Source organism: Mycolicibacter algericus DSM 45454, from assembly GCF_002086455.1.
Lineage (GTDB): Bacteria > Actinomycetota > Actinomycetes > Mycobacteriales > Mycobacteriaceae > Mycobacterium > Mycobacterium algericum.
In genome coordinates this window covers 261,275-274,804 of record NZ_MVHC01000003.1, presented here as the reverse complement: position 1 = coordinate 274,804, position 13,530 = coordinate 261,275, and the positions used below count along the sequence as shown (strand labels likewise).

Here is a 13,530-nt window from a genome sequence, read left to right as displayed (position 1 = left end):
CTCCGCCTCGTCGGCAGCGGTCATGGCGCACACCCTACCTAGCCGACGGGCGGATTAGAACACGTTGCAGTCAATGGGATCAGCGGGGCTGCATTACCAGCACCAGGTTGCTCACCAGGAACTCGCGAACACCGGGCACCGCGGTAATCGGCCACGCCCATCGGGGGTGATAGCGGGGGAAAGCCGCGACGAGCGCGCCGGTGTGGCGGGCCCAGTCCAGGCCATCGGCGGCCGACACCGCGAACAGCGACGAACCGTAGTTGTTCTTGGGTGGGTGGCCGTGGCGTCGGGTGTAGCGCCGGGCGGCCCGGTGCCCACCCAGATAGTGGCTCAAGCCCATCTCATGGCCGCCGAACGGACCCAGCCACACTGTGTATGACAGCACCACCAGCCCGCCGGGCCGGGTGACCCGTAGCATCTCCGCGCCGAGCCGCCAGGGCCGCGGTACATGCTCGGCCACGTTGGAGGACAGGCAGATGTCGACGCTGTCGTCGGCGAACGGCAACGCCATCCCGGAGGCGCGGACGAGGGCACCGGTGGGCGAAGCGGAACCGGCCGCCTGCATCGCATGCATCGCGTGTACTTCTCGGGGGTCCGGCTCGACCCCGACATAACGCAGGCCGGCCTCGGCGAACGCGGTGGCGAAGTACCCCGGCCCGCCACCGACGTCGAGCACCGTCCTGCCGGCCGGATCGTCGCCGCGCAGGCCCCGCCACAGGTCGGTGACCAGGTTCGCGGTGTCACCGGCCAGCGCGCCGTAGAACCGGGCCGGATCGCGCTGCTCGTAGCGGAACCGGTTCAGCAGGCGCACCGAGCGGCCTAGCGTCGCGCGTCGGGCGAACTCCTCGATGGCAGCCACCGGTCCAAGACTAGGCCCAGCCTGCGGGACTACCCTGTAGTCCTGTGTCCGCCGTGCGCTCCGTCCTGCTGCTGTGCTGGCGTGATACCGGGCACCCGCAGGGCGGGGGCAGCGAGACCTACCTGCAGCGCATCGGCGCGGAGTTGGCCGGCGCCGGGATCACGGTCACGCTGCGTACCGCCCGCTATCCGGGTTCACCCGAACATGAGGTCATCGACGGGGTGCGGGTCAGTCGGCGCGGCGGTCCCTACACCGTGTATCTGTGGGCGCTGGCGGTGATGGCCGCGGCGCGGATCGGACTCGGGCCGCTGCGGCGGGTCCGGCCGGACGTGGTGATCGACACCCAGAACGGCCTGCCGTTCCTGGCTCGGCTGATCTACGGCCGGCGGGTGGCGATGCTGGTGCACCACTGCCACCGCGAGCAGTGGCCGGTGGCCGGCCCGGTGCTGAGCCGGATCGGCTGGCTGGTGGAGTCGAGGCTGTCGCCGTGGCTGAACCGGCGCAACCAGTACCTGACGGTGTCGCTGCCCTCGGCGCGCGATCTGATCGAGCTGGGTGTGGGCGCCGAACGCATCGCGGTGGTGCGCAACGGTCTCGACGAGGCTCCGGCGCCGACGCTGTCCGCGCCCCGGGCCGAAGCGCCGCGGGTGGTGGTGTTGTCGCGGCTGGTGCCGCACAAGCAGATCGAGGACGCCCTGGACGCTGTGGCGGCATTGCGCAGCAGGGTGCCGGGTCTGCACCTCGACGTTATCGGCGGCGGTTGGTGGGGCGACCGGTTGGTGCAGCATGCCGCAGCGTTGGGCATCAGCGATGCGGTGACGTTCCACGGCCATGTCGACGAGACCACCAAACACCAGCTGGTGCAACGGGCTTGGGTGCATGTGCTGCCGTCCCGCAAGGAGGGCTGGGGGCTGGCCGTCATCGAGGCGGGCCAACACGGGGTGCCCACGATCGGCTACCGGGCCGCCGGCGGGCTGTCCGATTCGATCGTCGACGGCGTGACCGGGCTGCTGGTCGACGACCGCGACGAGCTCGTCGAGCAGCTCCATCGGCTGTTGGCCGATGCGGTGCTTCGCGAACAGCTCGGCGGCAAGGCGCAGGACCGCAGCGCCGAATTCTCGTGGCAGCAAAGCGCTGACGGGCTGCGCGAGGTGCTTGAGGCGGTCTGTGAGCGCCGCTACGTCAGCGGCGTGGTCTAGCCAGCAGAGCCGGAGGGGTGCCCATGACCGACATCGACGCAGCTCCCGTGCTGCTCTATGACGGCGTCTGCGGAGTCTGCAATCGAGCGGTCCAGGCCATCCTTCGGTTCGACCGGCACGGCACACTGCGGTTCGCCGCGCTGGACAGTGACTTCGCCCGGGCGGTGACGCAGCGCCATCCCGAACTGCGCGACATCGACTCGATGGTGTTCGTCGAGAACCCGGGCCGGCCCGACGAGCGCGTCAGCATCCGCTCGTCGGCGGCCCTGCGAGTGGTGAGTTATCTGGGCGGGCCGTTCCGGATGCTGCTCGCGGCGCGACTCATCCCGGCGGCGTTGCGCGACCGGCTCTACGATCGCTTCGCCGCCGTCCGCTACCGGCTCGCCGGCAGGCACGACAGCTGCCCGGTACCGGCTGCCGAGGTACGGGCCCGGTTCCTGGAGGCCTAGCCGCGTCTCAAGCTGCGCAGCGTGCTGGTCACGAACTTCCGCAGTGCCACGTCGCGTTCGTCCTGGGACTCTCCGACGGTGGTGAGCAGGGCATACACGCCGAGCAGGAAGAACGCCGCACTGTGGTAGGCGTCGACGTCGTCATACAGATCGCCGCGAAGCCGGGAGCGCTCGATCTCGGCAGCCAGCAGCACGAAGATCGGGTGATTGATCCATTGCTCGCGTTCGGGCCGGTTGGGCGAGAAGTACAAGCCGATCACATCGCGGAACAATGCTGAGCCCCAACGGCTTTCGAGAGCCAAGACCAATTCGACGATCGTCTTCAGCACCGCCGCGAGGTCCCGTCGGGTGTCGAGGAATCGACCGAGTTCATCGGCGAGCCGCATCTCGTCGCGTCGGATCAGCTCGAGAAGCACGTGTTCCTTGGTGGGGAAGTGGAAGTAGAAGGTACTGCGTGCCACCCCGGCGGCTTTGGCGATCGCGTTGATGTCGGCCGCATTGGTGCCGGCCCGCTGAAACTCCACGATGGCGGCGTCGAGCACGCGGGCACGTGTTCTACGGCGCTGGGCTTCACGCTGGGTCGCACTGTCTGGCACGGCCTCATTGTGCCGCAGCGGAGCGAGTCACTGACCCTTGTCACCCAAAAACGCCGTCGACGGCGTACCGAACCCGGCAATGGCAACATGATCGCCGCTTTTTCATTGTCATTTGTCAGCGAGTATGTTAGACCTAGCAACCGAGCGGGTGGTGGCAGACCAGGCAGGGGTGGGCGATGACGGCAGCGACGGCGATGAACACCAGAGGCCAGCGCATCCTGTTGTGGACAGTGCCGCCGGCGGCCGGGTTGTTCGCGCTGGCCTATCTGCTGTTCCCGGTGTTCTCCCCGCCGCTGTCACCGGCGCTGACGCCCGAACAGGTCGCGGCCTTCTTCGCCCAGAACGTCACCGGCATCCTGGGTGTGGCCATCTTGTGCAATCTCATCGCCTGCTCGCTGGTTCCGCTGTTCGCGGTGACCGCGGTGCAGATATCGCGGACTGCGACGTCGAGCAGTGTTTTCACCTACGCCTACCTACTCTGCGTCGGAGTCGGCCTCACGGCGTTCATCCTCGCCGACTACTGCTGGGCGATGGCAGCGTTTCGGCCCGAACGCGACCCGCAACTCATCAGCCTGCTCAACGACATGGCCTGGTTCTTCTTCATCGCGCCCGTCGGCACGATCATCGTGCAGAACATCTGCCTGGCCCTCAGCATCTACCTGGACGCGCGACCCGAGCCGATCTTTCCCCGCTGGGTGGCGCACTTCAACGTCGCGGCGGCCGTGCTGCTGGTACCCAGCGCATTCTCGCTGCTGCACAAGTCCGGGCCGCTGGCCTGGGACGGTGCCGTGTCGTTCACGCTGCGGCTCAGCGTGTTCGCCGTCTATCTCGTCGTGATGTTCGTCGTGCTGCTCGGCATCGTCAATCGCCAGAGTGACGACCACGAGGCCATGGCATGACCAAGAGCGTGGCCGCACCCGTCGTCGGGAGATCTCCGTCGCCGCGTAGGAACAACAAGCTCGACCAGTGGATCGCCTTCTGGTCCGTCCCGGTCTTCTTCGCACTCTTCGGGCTGGTCTTCGTCCCGCTGAGCTGGATGATGCCGCCCCGATCGCCGAGCAGCCCGCAGCCGCAGATCATCGAGTTCATGCAGTCGCACAACCTGCTGATCGCTTGTGCCGTACTGACGTTGGTGTTCGGTTTGGCGCCGGTGTCGAACGCCTGCTACCTCATCCAGATCAAGCGGATGTCTGTCAGTCCGGCTTTTCGCTACTGCGTCATGATGGGGGCGACGTGCGGCGCCATGGTCGGCATGTTGTTCCCGATGTTCTGTTTCGGGCTCGGCGCGTTCCGGCCGGGCTACGATCCGGCGATCCTGGCGATGCTCTACGACTTCGGCTACCTGGCCTTCATCGGCTCGTTGGGATGCTTCTGCATCATGTGGATGGCCTTCGGGCTGGCGATCATCCTCGACCGGAACAACATCCTGCCGAAATGGCTGGGCTACTACACCGTCTGGCAATACGTCACCGAGCTCATGGCCGCCCCCGTTTGGATCGCCAAGTCGGGACCGTTCGCCTGGAACGGGCTGATGACGTTCTGGCTGGCGATGACGCTGTACGTGTCATGGCAGTTCATCGTCTACACGTGCATCTTCCGGGCGATCAAGAACCAACCCGACGAAGAACTCGAGAACCGCTGGCTCGACGCGCGAGCCGCAGCGTCGCCGGCGGAGGCCGGCGCATGACCGAGGTCGCCGTCGGGCTCGGCGTCGGCACCGCCGAGACGCCGCGAAATGTCCGGCCGCGCGGGCACCTTCCGGGTGAAGCCAGCATGTGGTTCTTCGTCATCGGTGACCTGTTCATCTTCGCGGCCTACTTCGTGTCCTACATGTACTACCGCGGCCAAGACCATGCGGTGTTCCTGCAGAGCCAGGCACAGGTCAACCTGAGCATCGGCATCGTCAACACCGTTGTGTTGCTGACCAGTTCGCTGTTCGTCGCGCTGGGCACCTCGGCCGCGCGGGTCGGAAGGACGGTCGAGGCTCGCCGGTGGTTCTGCGCCGCGCTGGCGTGCGGGGCGGCTTTCCCCCTGCTCAAGATGTGCGAATACATCCCGGAGATCACTGCCGGGATGACACCGGGCACCGACCTGTTCTTCATGTACTACTTCGTGATGACGGGAATGCACCTGTGCCATGTGCTGCTGGGATTGGTGATTCTCTGCTTCGTCATCCGCGGATTGCGCGGACCGGTGGCACCGCGGATCTCGTTCGTGGAGACCGGCGCCACCTACTGGCACATGGTCGACGTGCTGTGGCTGATCTTGTTCGCGTTGCTCTACTTGATGAGGTGATCGGCGATGACCGCGTATCGGCGTAACCAGCTGATCTTCGTGTGGGCGCTACTGACGGCAGTGACGATCGCGTCGTGGCTGACCGCTCGCGACGGCGGCGAGGCGCACCGGCTGAGTGTCACGGTCACCGTCGTCGTGCTGCTGATCGCCGCGATCAAGACGCAGCTGGTGATCTGGCACTTCATGGAGGTCGGGCAGGCGCCCAGGTGGCTCAAGCTGACGACGAACGGGTGGCTGCTGGCGCTGTTCGGGCTGCTGTTCGGCTTCTACTTCGCCGCTGCCTAGATCCCGCCACCCAGTCATTCCCGGCTCGGGTGCCGCCGCTGCCGGATCCCCGCTGCGGCCAGCCCTGCGGCTCCCACCACCAGCATCGCCAGCCACCCCAGATGGGCGGCCACCACGGCTCGGCGCGCGGCGGCGGAGCCCTTCGGAGCACGGCCGCCGACCCGGTACACGGTGAAGTCGGAATCGCGGTAGGCGACCGGCAACCGGGACAGTGTCTTTGCCGCAGCGCCCAGTTCGCCGTCAGTGCCGGATTCGACGACCACCCAGCCCACCCCGTACACGCCGAGCGTCACCGGCTCGGCGCCGGACAGCAGCGCCTGTTGAACCGCCCGGGCGTGGGCGCCCTCACCGGGCACGGTCTGCCCGCCGACGCTCAGATCGCCGGTGGTGAGCACCTCGGCGCGCACCCACCGGCCCAGCGGGTCGAGCACCGGCGCCGGCCCGGCCCAGGCGAAGTGCCGCATCGTGTCGGCCGGCAGCACGGCGACCGGGCGCGGATCGGCGTTGATCTTCGCCGCCACCGCCGCCCAACCGGGCGGGTAGTGCACCGGCGAGATCCGGCCGCCCACACCCCAGGCCAGGTCGGGCAGCACAACGATCAGCGCGACGCAGCACGCCAGGGCCGCTCGCGGCGGCGGGAATCGGTCGCGCAGACCGACCACCGCGCCGGCGGCGGCCAGCACGTAACCCGGCACCGCCAGCGCCACCCACTTCTGGCCGTCGCGCAGCAGTCCGGCACCTGGCGCGACGTCCACCGCCCAGCCCAGCACCGCCAACCCGGGGCCGGTTGCCAGCATCGCCAACACCAGTACCGCCGTGCCCGCCAGCACCAGCAGCGGCCGCGCGGCGGGGATCTGCCGCACGGTCGGCACCCCCAGTGCCACCATGCCCAGTAGTACCGCCGTCGCCACCAGCGCGAAAACCGTTGTCCGGGAGCCGGGTACCGCATCGGCATTCCAGATACCGGCCAGCCCGGCAAGGCTGCCCAGGGTACCCAGGCCCGGCTCGGCACGGGCCGCGAACGCCGCCGCCCCGGCCGGCTCGCCGCGAACGGATCCCGGGCCCACCACCAGGGCCATCAGCCACGGCAGTGCGGCGGTCGCGGTGATCGCCACCGTGCCGGTCGCACACCACCACCGCGGCGGACCGGAACCCGGTGCCGCGACGCACACCAGCGCCACGACGGCGGCCAGCAGCAGCCCGGTCGGGGTCAATCCGGCCAGTGCCAGAAAGAACGCCAATCCGAACAACCCCGTGGGCCGCGGCGGCCCGTCGCTACCGGATCGCAGCCGCAGCATCGCTTCTGCCACCCAGGGCAGGCACCCGTAGCCGACCAGCAGGCTCCAATGCCCCTGCAGCAGTCGTTCGGCGACATAGGGATTCCAGATCGCGACGGTGACGGCCACCAGTTGGCCGGGCCGTCCGGCGTCCGGCAGCACCGTCGCCACCAGCCGCGCCGCACCGCAGCCGGCCAGCCACAGCGCTGCGATCAGCAACGTCTTGACCACGGTGCCGCCGTCGAACAGCCGCGAAGCCAGCGCCACCGCGAAGTCCTGCGGTACCGCCCGCGGCGCCGTCTCGCCCAGTCCGAGCGCGCTGCCGGTCAGATACGACCGCGGCGTCGACACCGCATCGCGCAACAGCAGATAGCCCGGCCGCAGCAGCGGCGCCAGCACCAGCAGCGTCAGTCCCAGTGCATAGCACGGCGCCACCCAGCGCCCGGCTCGCACCACCGCGGGCTCAGGGCTGGTCGGGAGTGGGATCCGGTTGACCGCGAGTCGGCGGGTCGGCCTCCGGTGGCGTGGCAGGGCGGTCCAACTGGGGACGCTGCGTCGGCAGCTTCTCGGTCTCGGCCTCGGCACCGGTAGCGGGTCCGGGCGACGGCGACTTGGGAGCGAAGCCGCCGAAGAACCCGCCGTCGGAGCCATCGCGGCCCGGCCGGTCCAGTGCGGCCTCGGCGGGCAGGCTGAACCAGCCGACCAGCACACCGCCGATCAACGCGATCAGCCCGGCGGCGGTGAAGGTGATCGGCAGGACCCGCGACCACAGGGCGACCCGGTCCCGCTCATTGCGGGCGGCGTTGACCTGCGCCTCGATGGTCTCCTCGGAGCTGACGACGGTGTAGTCGGCCAGCGCCACCTCCGGCTTCATCGGGTCACGGGCGTAGTAGTGGTTGGCGTGCAGCTTCGACTTGACGATGGTGCCCGAGACCGGGTCCACCCAGAGGGTCTTCTGCGCGGCGTAATACCGCGTCATGGTGATGTCCTCGTCGGGGTCGACGCCCTCGATGTTCCACATCCGGGCAGGGGCGGTGATCTCGCCGTCCTCGTCGTGGCCGTACAGCGACGGGTAGCGCACCGGCTCGGACAGCGTGCCGTCCGGGTCGTAGCCGACGTTCTGGGTGAACCGGTAGACGGTCAGCCCGTTGACGTCGTCCTCGCCCTCGTAGTTGGCCTCGTAGGCCTGCTGCGCGATCGGATCGAAGTACTGGTAGGACTGCTTCTGGGTGTCGAAGGGGAACCGGTAGGACAGCCCCTCGTGCGGCAGCGCGATGTTGGTGGGCGGGCTGTCGTCGTCGAAGTTCCGCGGCCGCTGCACCGAGCCGCCCGGGTGGCTGTCATCCGAAATCGCCTCGGCGGTACGGCGATCCACCGTCACGGTGTCGACGATCGCCAGCAACAGGCCGGTGTCCTTCTGCCGGTCCGCGCGCCGCAGCGAGGAGCCGGCCTGCAGGGTCACGACGTCGGCGTTGGCGGGCGCCTCGACGCCGATCTGCTCCTGGGACACCAGCGGCACTTCCTGGTCGACGACCGCGTGTTCACTCCCGAGCGATTCCGGGTCCAACGCGGCGCCACTGCCGTTGCTGATCAGGGTGACGTCGACGTCCAGGGGGATCTTGGCGATCTTGCCCGCGGTGTAGGTGGATAGCAGCAGGGCAGCGATCAACAATGCGGCACCGAGGCCCATGATTGCGCATGCCGCGATACGCATCATGACTGCTCGGTTCACGTCGCCGCACCCTTCCTTTCCGACCCACATCTAAACCTGTCTGACCCTAACAGCAGAAGTTCAAACAGCTAGTGTGTGTCCATTGATGCTTTGGACCGCGATCGGCTGAACCAGCAGGTGGGCGGCGTACGCAGTTTCCTGCCCGCCGTCGAGGGGATGCGCGCCTGCGCCGCCATCGGCGTGGTCATCACCCACGTGGCCTTCCAGACCGGGCACTCGTCGGGGATCACCGGCCGGTTGTGGGGGCGTTTCGACATGGCCGTGGCGGTGTTCTTCGCGCTGAGCGGGTTCTTGTTGTGGCGCGGGCATGCTGCGGCGGCGCGCGGGCTGCGGCAGACGCCGCCCACCGGGCATTACCTGCGCTCGCGCATCGTGCGGATCATGCCGGCCTACCTGGTGTCGGTGGTGGTGATCCTGGCGCTGCTGCCCGACGCCGGCGGCGCCAGCCTGACCGTGTGGCTGGCGAACCTGACGATGACGCAGATCTACGTGCCGCTCACCCTGACGCCGGGGCTGACCCAGATGTGGAGTCTGGCGGTGGAGGTCAGCTTCTACATCGCCCTGCCCTTCCTGGCGCTGGCGGCGCGGCGATTGCCGGTGCCCGCCCGGGTGCCGGTGATCGCGGCGGTGTCGCTGCTCAGCCTCGGCTGGGGCTTTCTACCGATCCACACGCCGTACGGAGTGAACCCGCTGAACTGGGCGCCGGCCTACGGTTGCTGGTTCGGGGCGGGCATGCTGCTGGCCGAGTGGGCCCACAGCCCGGTCACCCGGGTGCACCGGCTGGCCCGCCGGCGACTGCCGATGGCGGCCTTGACCCTCGCGGCGTTCTTGGTGGCCGCCTCGCCGCTGGCCGGCCCCGAAGGGCTGACCTCGGCCACCGTCGGCCAGTTCATCGTGCGCACCGCGATGGGCGGTGTACTGGCCTGGGCGCTGCTGGCGCCGCTGGTGCTGGACCGTCCCGACACACCGCATCGCTTCCTGGCCAGCGCGCCGATGGTCACGCTGGGCCGCTGGTCCTACGGGATCTTCATCTGGCATCTGGCCGCCCTGGACATGGTGTTCCCGGTGATCGGCCGATTCGCGTTCACCGGGGACATGGCGGTGGTGCTGGCGCTGACGATGGTATTCACCGTCGCGATCGCCGCGGTCAGCTACGCCCTGGTGGAACAACCGTGCCGGGAGATGCTGCGCAGTTGGGAGATCCGCCGGGCTGCCCGCGGTGCAATGCCGGCAGCCGGTCCGGTGGCACCCGAAGAGCCCGAGCCCGTCGGAGTGCACTGAGGCCGTGACCGGCGCCCGGCGTCACTCAGGCGGCCGCGCCCGACGGTGTGTAGTCGGCGACGTCGCTGGTGAACTCCGGTGTGCCGTAGGCCCTCAGCCGCCGCTGGAGTAGCCGCAGCACGTAAGCGTTCGTGAGTCGGCGCAGGGCGGGGGTTCGGGCGGCGCGTTGCACCACCAGGGCGCGGCCGTAGACGAACGGAGCGGTCAGCGCGACGCGCGCGAAGTCGCCCACGCTGAGCGTGACACCCATCTTCGCGGCCACGTCACGCTTGCCGCCGCTGAACATCTTGACGAAGAAGAATTTGCTGTAGCTCTTCTCGACCGCGTCGGCGATGCGCTCGCGCAGCGTGTCATCCTGCCGCAGGTACGCGTCCATCGTCGAGCGGACCAATTCCCCGCAGGTGGCATCGTCGAAGTCGTCGCGCAGCAAGGCCGACCGCGCGCTGAACAGCCGCAGGATCTCGCCCGGTGTGGTCGGTAACAACTCCTCGGGCAGACCGAGCAGGACGCAGCGATAGCGGCTGAACTCGACGACCGCTCGCTCGCTCGGCGTGAACTCCGTGCGCTTCTGGCGGTGGGCATCCATCGCCAGCAGGTAGAGGTTGATCATCCCGGCGGGCATCTGATCGAGCTGCGGAATCGGCAGCCCGTAGATGCCGACGTCCCATTTGTCGGAGCGCTTGAGCGCGTTGAAGCGGACCATCGAGTGCATCAGCCGCACCATGGCCGCCGCCTCGAATCCCGGCCCATACCGGTCCAGGGCGCCGGGCAGGGTGGTGACGGCGAAGAAGCTGGTCGTCTCGTTGACCCGCCGCGCGGCACGGTTGCCGGACAGGGCACCGGTCAGGGCCATCGGCAACGCTGCATAGGTATTGAGGAAGGTCGCGATGAACGCACCGCGCACGACGAACGGCGCCAGCAGCGCCATCGGGATTCGGGAGTCCTCGGCGCCCTTGCGGACCAGGTCCATGTCCAGCCAGTCCGGCGTGGCTTCCATGTCGGCGATGAACGCGGCCAACTCCGGCGGTGCGTCGGGCACCGCATCGATGCCCTTCCGGCAGGCCAGCTTGAGCATGCTGATCAAGGTGCTGACGCTGTACTGCCCCATCAGTGCGGCGTAGGAGTCGGCCACCACGTCGCCCAGCCAGGTCGCCGTGCAGACCAATTCGACTGCGGCTTCGTCGGCCAGCAGCTTGGCGCGGGTGGCGGGGCGGCCGCGCAGTGACGACACCTCGTCGGGATCGGTCGTGGTGCGGAAGGGCTGGGAGTCGAAGTCCAGCTCGCCGTAGAGCTCGGGCAGCAGCTCGGCTTGACGGCGGACCCGCTCGTGCAACTCGGGGTAGTGCGTGGGCATCCAAGACCTCCGGTAAACGACAGTACTGCTGCACGATGGCACAAATCCATGTAACTGTGTCACGATAACAGGTGGGAAGCCCCGCCGACAGACCCGTCGGCCCACCTCTCCTCGGCAGCCCAGCTCGCCGCGCAGCATGACAGGATGAACGCCATGGCCAGTCCGGCATCAGTCAAGGTCGGCGATCCCATGACCGGTACCGCGGGCGCCATCCTTGCGGCCGCTCGCGTGGAGTTCACCCGGCACGCGTTTCGCCGGGCCAACATCGATGCCGTTGCCCAGCGCGCCGGAGTGAGCCGGCGCACGCTTTACCGGCACTTCCCCACCAAAGAAGCACTCTTCGAGCACCTCGTGGAGGCCGACACCCAGGCCCTCTTCGCCGAGCTCGGCCAGGCTGCCCGGCGGCAGGATGCCGCCGGGGCGATCGTCGAATGCTTCACACTCGCCATGCGCCGCATCACCGAGAACCCCCTCGTTACCGCGGTTATCGAGAGCGAGCCGGAACTCGTCATCGGACTCAACACCCCCAACGGTGAACGGGCTTTCGTACGCGTCAGCAACCTGGTCGCCTCGACGCTGCGCCTCTGCGGAGTCACCATGCCCGACGAATCCGTGCTGGCCACCGCGGAGATCCTGGTGCGTCTGGTCGGATCCCTGCTCACCAACCGGGCGGGGGTCCTCGATATCACCGACACCGTCGCTGTTCGCAAATACGCCGAGACTTACCTCGCCCGGCTGGTTTGGTAGCCGGCGATAGTCAGCTCATGCCGCCCCGGCGAGCACAGCCACATCATTACGCCAGCTGCCCTGCGGGCGTGTAGTCGCGCGCGTCGCTGGTGAATTCGGGCTTGCCGTAGGTCTTCAGTCGGCGTTTCACAAGCCGTACGACGTAATCATCGGTGATCCGGCGCAGTGCCGGAATCCGGCTGGCGCGCCGTACCGCCAGCAGGCGCCCGAGAATGAACGGGTGCCGTCACCCCGATCCGCAGATAGTCGGCCGGCCCGACCGATACACCCTTGGCTTCGGCGACGGAACGGTCGCCGTTGCAGAAGGCCTTCAGGAAGGCCACCTTGCTGTAGCTCTTCTCCACGGCTTCGGCCATGCGTTCCCAACGGGTGTCAACAGGCCGCAGGTAGGCGGCCATGGTCGAGCGCACCATCTCCCCGCAGGTGGCGTCGTCGAAGTCCTCACGAAGCAGCGCCCCGCGGGTGTGGATGAGGTGGATGACCCCGGTGGGTGTGGTCGGCAGCAGTTCCTCGGGCAGACCGAGCAGAAACGCCCGGTAGCGGGTGAACTCGACGATCGCACGCTCGCTGGCGGTGAATTCGGCGCGGCCTCTCCGGCGGGCGGCAAGGGCCAGCAGGTAGAGGTTGATCATCCCGGCCGGCATCTGGTCGACCTGGGGGTCGGGATTCCGTAGACGCCGACGTCCCACTTCTCGGAGCGCTTGAGTGCGTTGTAGCGGACCATCGAGTGCATCAGCCGCACCATCGCTGCGGCTTCGAAGCCGGGGCCGTGACGCTCCAGCGCCCCGGGCAGCGTGGTGACCGCGAAGAAGCTGGTCGTCTCGTTGACCCGACGTGCGGCGCGCTTGCCCGACAGCGCACCGGTCAGTGCCATGGGCAGTGCAGCGTAGGTGTTGACGAAGGTCGCGATGAACGCACCCCGGGTGACGAACGGCGCCACCAGCGCCGCCGGGATGCGGGCATACCGAGCGCCCTCACGCACCAGGTCCATGTCCAGCCACGGCGGGGTGGCTTCCATATCGGCGATGAACGCGACCAGCTCGGGCGGGGCATCCGGCACGGCGTCGATGCCTTCGCGGCAGGCCAGTCGGAGCATGTCGATCAGCGCTGTGACGCTGTATTCGCTCATCAGCGCCGCGTAGGGGTCCGCCACCACATCGCCCAACAGCGTTGCCGTGCAGATCAACTCGACGGCCCGTGCATCGGCAAGGTATGGAGCACGGTCGGCGACCCACTCCGGCAGCGCGGTGCGGTCCGCCGGATCGGTCGTGGTGCGGTAGGGCTGTGCGTCGAAGTCGATGGCGCCGTAGAGGCCGGGCTGCAGCTCGCGTTGACTGCGAACACGTTGCGCAAGCTCGGGATAAAAGGCGGGCATCGCGGACCTCCGGATAACTAACAAGTTGTGAGTACACTAGTAACAGGTTGTTAGTTATGCTGTCAACCATGACTTCGGGAC

The 13,530-nt window shown here is 68.2% G+C and carries 13 protein-coding genes and 1 pseudogene; 8 read left to right on the top strand and 6 right to left on the bottom strand.

Features of this window, described 5'->3' with window-relative positions; genetic code table 11:
* Positions 1-79 precede the first annotated feature (79 nt).
* A complete protein-coding gene (locus BST10_RS04845; protein ID WP_083036670.1) occupies positions 80-859 on the bottom strand; it encodes a class I SAM-dependent methyltransferase in 780 nt (259 codons plus the stop codon).
* Positions 860-903: 44 nt separating this feature from the next.
* Here BST10_RS04845 and BST10_RS04840 point away from each other — a divergent pair, with 44 nt between their 5' ends.
* Together BST10_RS04840 and BST10_RS04835 are read left to right on the top strand one after the other, a co-directional pair.
* Entirely contained in the window at positions 904-2,058 is a 1,155-nt protein-coding gene (locus BST10_RS04840) for a glycosyltransferase family 4 protein (RefSeq protein ID WP_083036668.1), read from the top strand.
* Between the two features lie 23 nt (positions 2,059-2,081).
* Positions 2,082-2,507, top strand: coding sequence for a thiol-disulfide oxidoreductase DCC family protein (locus BST10_RS04835; protein WP_083036667.1), 426 nt, complete (start codon positions 2,082-2,084; stop codon positions 2,505-2,507).
* Here BST10_RS04835 and BST10_RS04830 read toward each other — a convergent pair.
* Complete coding sequence (locus tag BST10_RS04830; RefSeq protein WP_083036666.1) at positions 2,504-3,121, bottom strand: TetR/AcrR family transcriptional regulator; 618 nt, start codon at positions 3,119-3,121, stop codon at positions 2,504-2,506. The two genes, BST10_RS04835 and BST10_RS04830, sit on opposite strands and share 4 nt — an antisense overlap.
* 158 nt (positions 3,122-3,279) lie before the next feature.
* Between BST10_RS04830 and BST10_RS04825 the strand changes: the two genes are divergently transcribed.
* The 4 genes from BST10_RS04825 to BST10_RS04810 are packed head-to-tail and all read left to right on the top strand — an operon-like array spanning position 3,280 to position 5,683.
* Positions 3,280-4,002 carry a hypothetical protein gene (locus BST10_RS04825; protein WP_083036665.1) on the top strand — a complete coding sequence of 241 codons (723 nt, stop codon included), beginning with the start codon at positions 3,280-3,282 and terminating at the stop codon, positions 4,000-4,002.
* Positions 3,999-4,790, top strand: coding sequence for a hypothetical protein (locus BST10_RS04820; protein ID WP_083036664.1), 792 nt, complete (start codon positions 3,999-4,001; stop codon positions 4,788-4,790). Before BST10_RS04825 ends, BST10_RS04820 begins: the two co-directional genes overlap by 4 nt.
* A complete protein-coding gene (locus tag BST10_RS04815; protein WP_083036663.1) occupies positions 4,787-5,398 on the top strand; it encodes a cytochrome c oxidase subunit 3 in 612 nt (203 codons plus the stop codon). Before BST10_RS04820 ends, BST10_RS04815 begins: the two co-directional genes overlap by 4 nt.
* 6 nt (positions 5,399-5,404) lie before the next feature.
* Positions 5,405-5,683: a cytochrome C oxidase subunit IV family protein gene (locus BST10_RS04810; protein ID WP_083036662.1), complete on the top strand. Its 279-nt coding sequence runs from the start codon at positions 5,405-5,407 to the stop codon at positions 5,681-5,683.
* A gap of 14 nt (positions 5,684-5,697) precedes the next feature.
* On the opposite strand, the gene BST10_RS04805 is transcribed toward BST10_RS04810, so the two are convergent.
* Both BST10_RS04805 and pgfA read right to left on the bottom strand, forming a co-directional pair.
* Positions 5,698-7,416, bottom strand: coding sequence for an MmpA family trehalose lipid delivery protein (locus tag BST10_RS04805; RefSeq protein WP_083036661.1), 1,719 nt, complete (start codon positions 7,414-7,416; stop codon positions 5,698-5,700).
* A gap of 7 nt (positions 7,417-7,423) precedes the next feature.
* Positions 7,424-8,692: a cell envelope lipid trafficking protein PgfA gene (pgfA, locus tag BST10_RS04800; RefSeq protein WP_163762399.1), complete on the bottom strand. Its 1,269-nt coding sequence runs from the start codon at positions 8,690-8,692 to the stop codon at positions 7,424-7,426.
* Positions 8,693-8,848: 156 nt separating this feature from the next.
* On the opposite strand from pgfA, the gene BST10_RS04795 reads away from it, so the two are divergent.
* Entirely contained in the window at positions 8,849-9,973 is a 1,125-nt protein-coding gene (locus BST10_RS04795) for an acyltransferase family protein (protein WP_232062670.1), read from the top strand.
* 25 nt (positions 9,974-9,998) lie between these two features.
* On the opposite strand, the gene BST10_RS04790 is transcribed toward BST10_RS04795, so the two are convergent.
* On the bottom strand, positions 9,999-11,327 hold the full coding sequence (locus BST10_RS04790) for an oxygenase MpaB family protein (protein ID WP_013827150.1): 1,329 nt from the start codon (positions 11,325-11,327) through the stop codon (positions 9,999-10,001).
* Positions 11,328-11,480: 153 nt separating this feature from the next.
* On the opposite strand from BST10_RS04790, the gene BST10_RS04785 reads away from it, so the two are divergent.
* Positions 11,481-12,074: a TetR/AcrR family transcriptional regulator gene (locus tag BST10_RS04785; protein ID WP_013827151.1), complete on the top strand. Its 594-nt coding sequence runs from the start codon at positions 11,481-11,483 to the stop codon at positions 12,072-12,074.
* Between the two features lie 46 nt (positions 12,075-12,120).
* On the opposite strand, the pseudogene BST10_RS24125 reads toward BST10_RS04785, so the two are convergent.
* A pseudogene (locus BST10_RS24125) lies at positions 12,121-13,449 on the bottom strand (oxygenase MpaB family protein).
* Positions 13,450-13,530: the final 81 nt, after the last annotated feature.

Coding starts and splice junctions, on each gene's coding strand:
- BST10_RS04825 (WP_083036665.1), top strand. CDS start 3,280: ATGACGGCAGCGACGGCGATGAACACCAGAGGCCAGCGCATCCTGTTG.
- BST10_RS04820 (WP_083036664.1), top strand. CDS start 3,999: ATGACCAAGAGCGTGGCCGCACCCGTCGTCGGGAGATCTCCGTCGCCG.
- BST10_RS04810 (WP_083036662.1), top strand. CDS start 5,405: ATGACCGCGTATCGGCGTAACCAGCTGATCTTCGTGTGGGCGCTACTG.
- BST10_RS04795 (WP_232062670.1), top strand. CDS start 8,849: ATGCGCGCCTGCGCCGCCATCGGCGTGGTCATCACCCACGTGGCCTTC.
- BST10_RS04815 (WP_083036663.1), top strand. CDS start 4,787: ATGACCGAGGTCGCCGTCGGGCTCGGCGTCGGCACCGCCGAGACGCCG.
- BST10_RS04790 (WP_013827150.1), bottom strand. CDS start 11,327: ATGCCCACGCACTACCCCGAGTTGCACGAGCGGGTCCGCCGTCAAGCC.
- BST10_RS04835 (WP_083036667.1), top strand. CDS start 2,082: ATGACCGACATCGACGCAGCTCCCGTGCTGCTCTATGACGGCGTCTGC.
- BST10_RS04785 (WP_013827151.1), top strand. CDS start 11,481: ATGGCCAGTCCGGCATCAGTCAAGGTCGGCGATCCCATGACCGGTACC.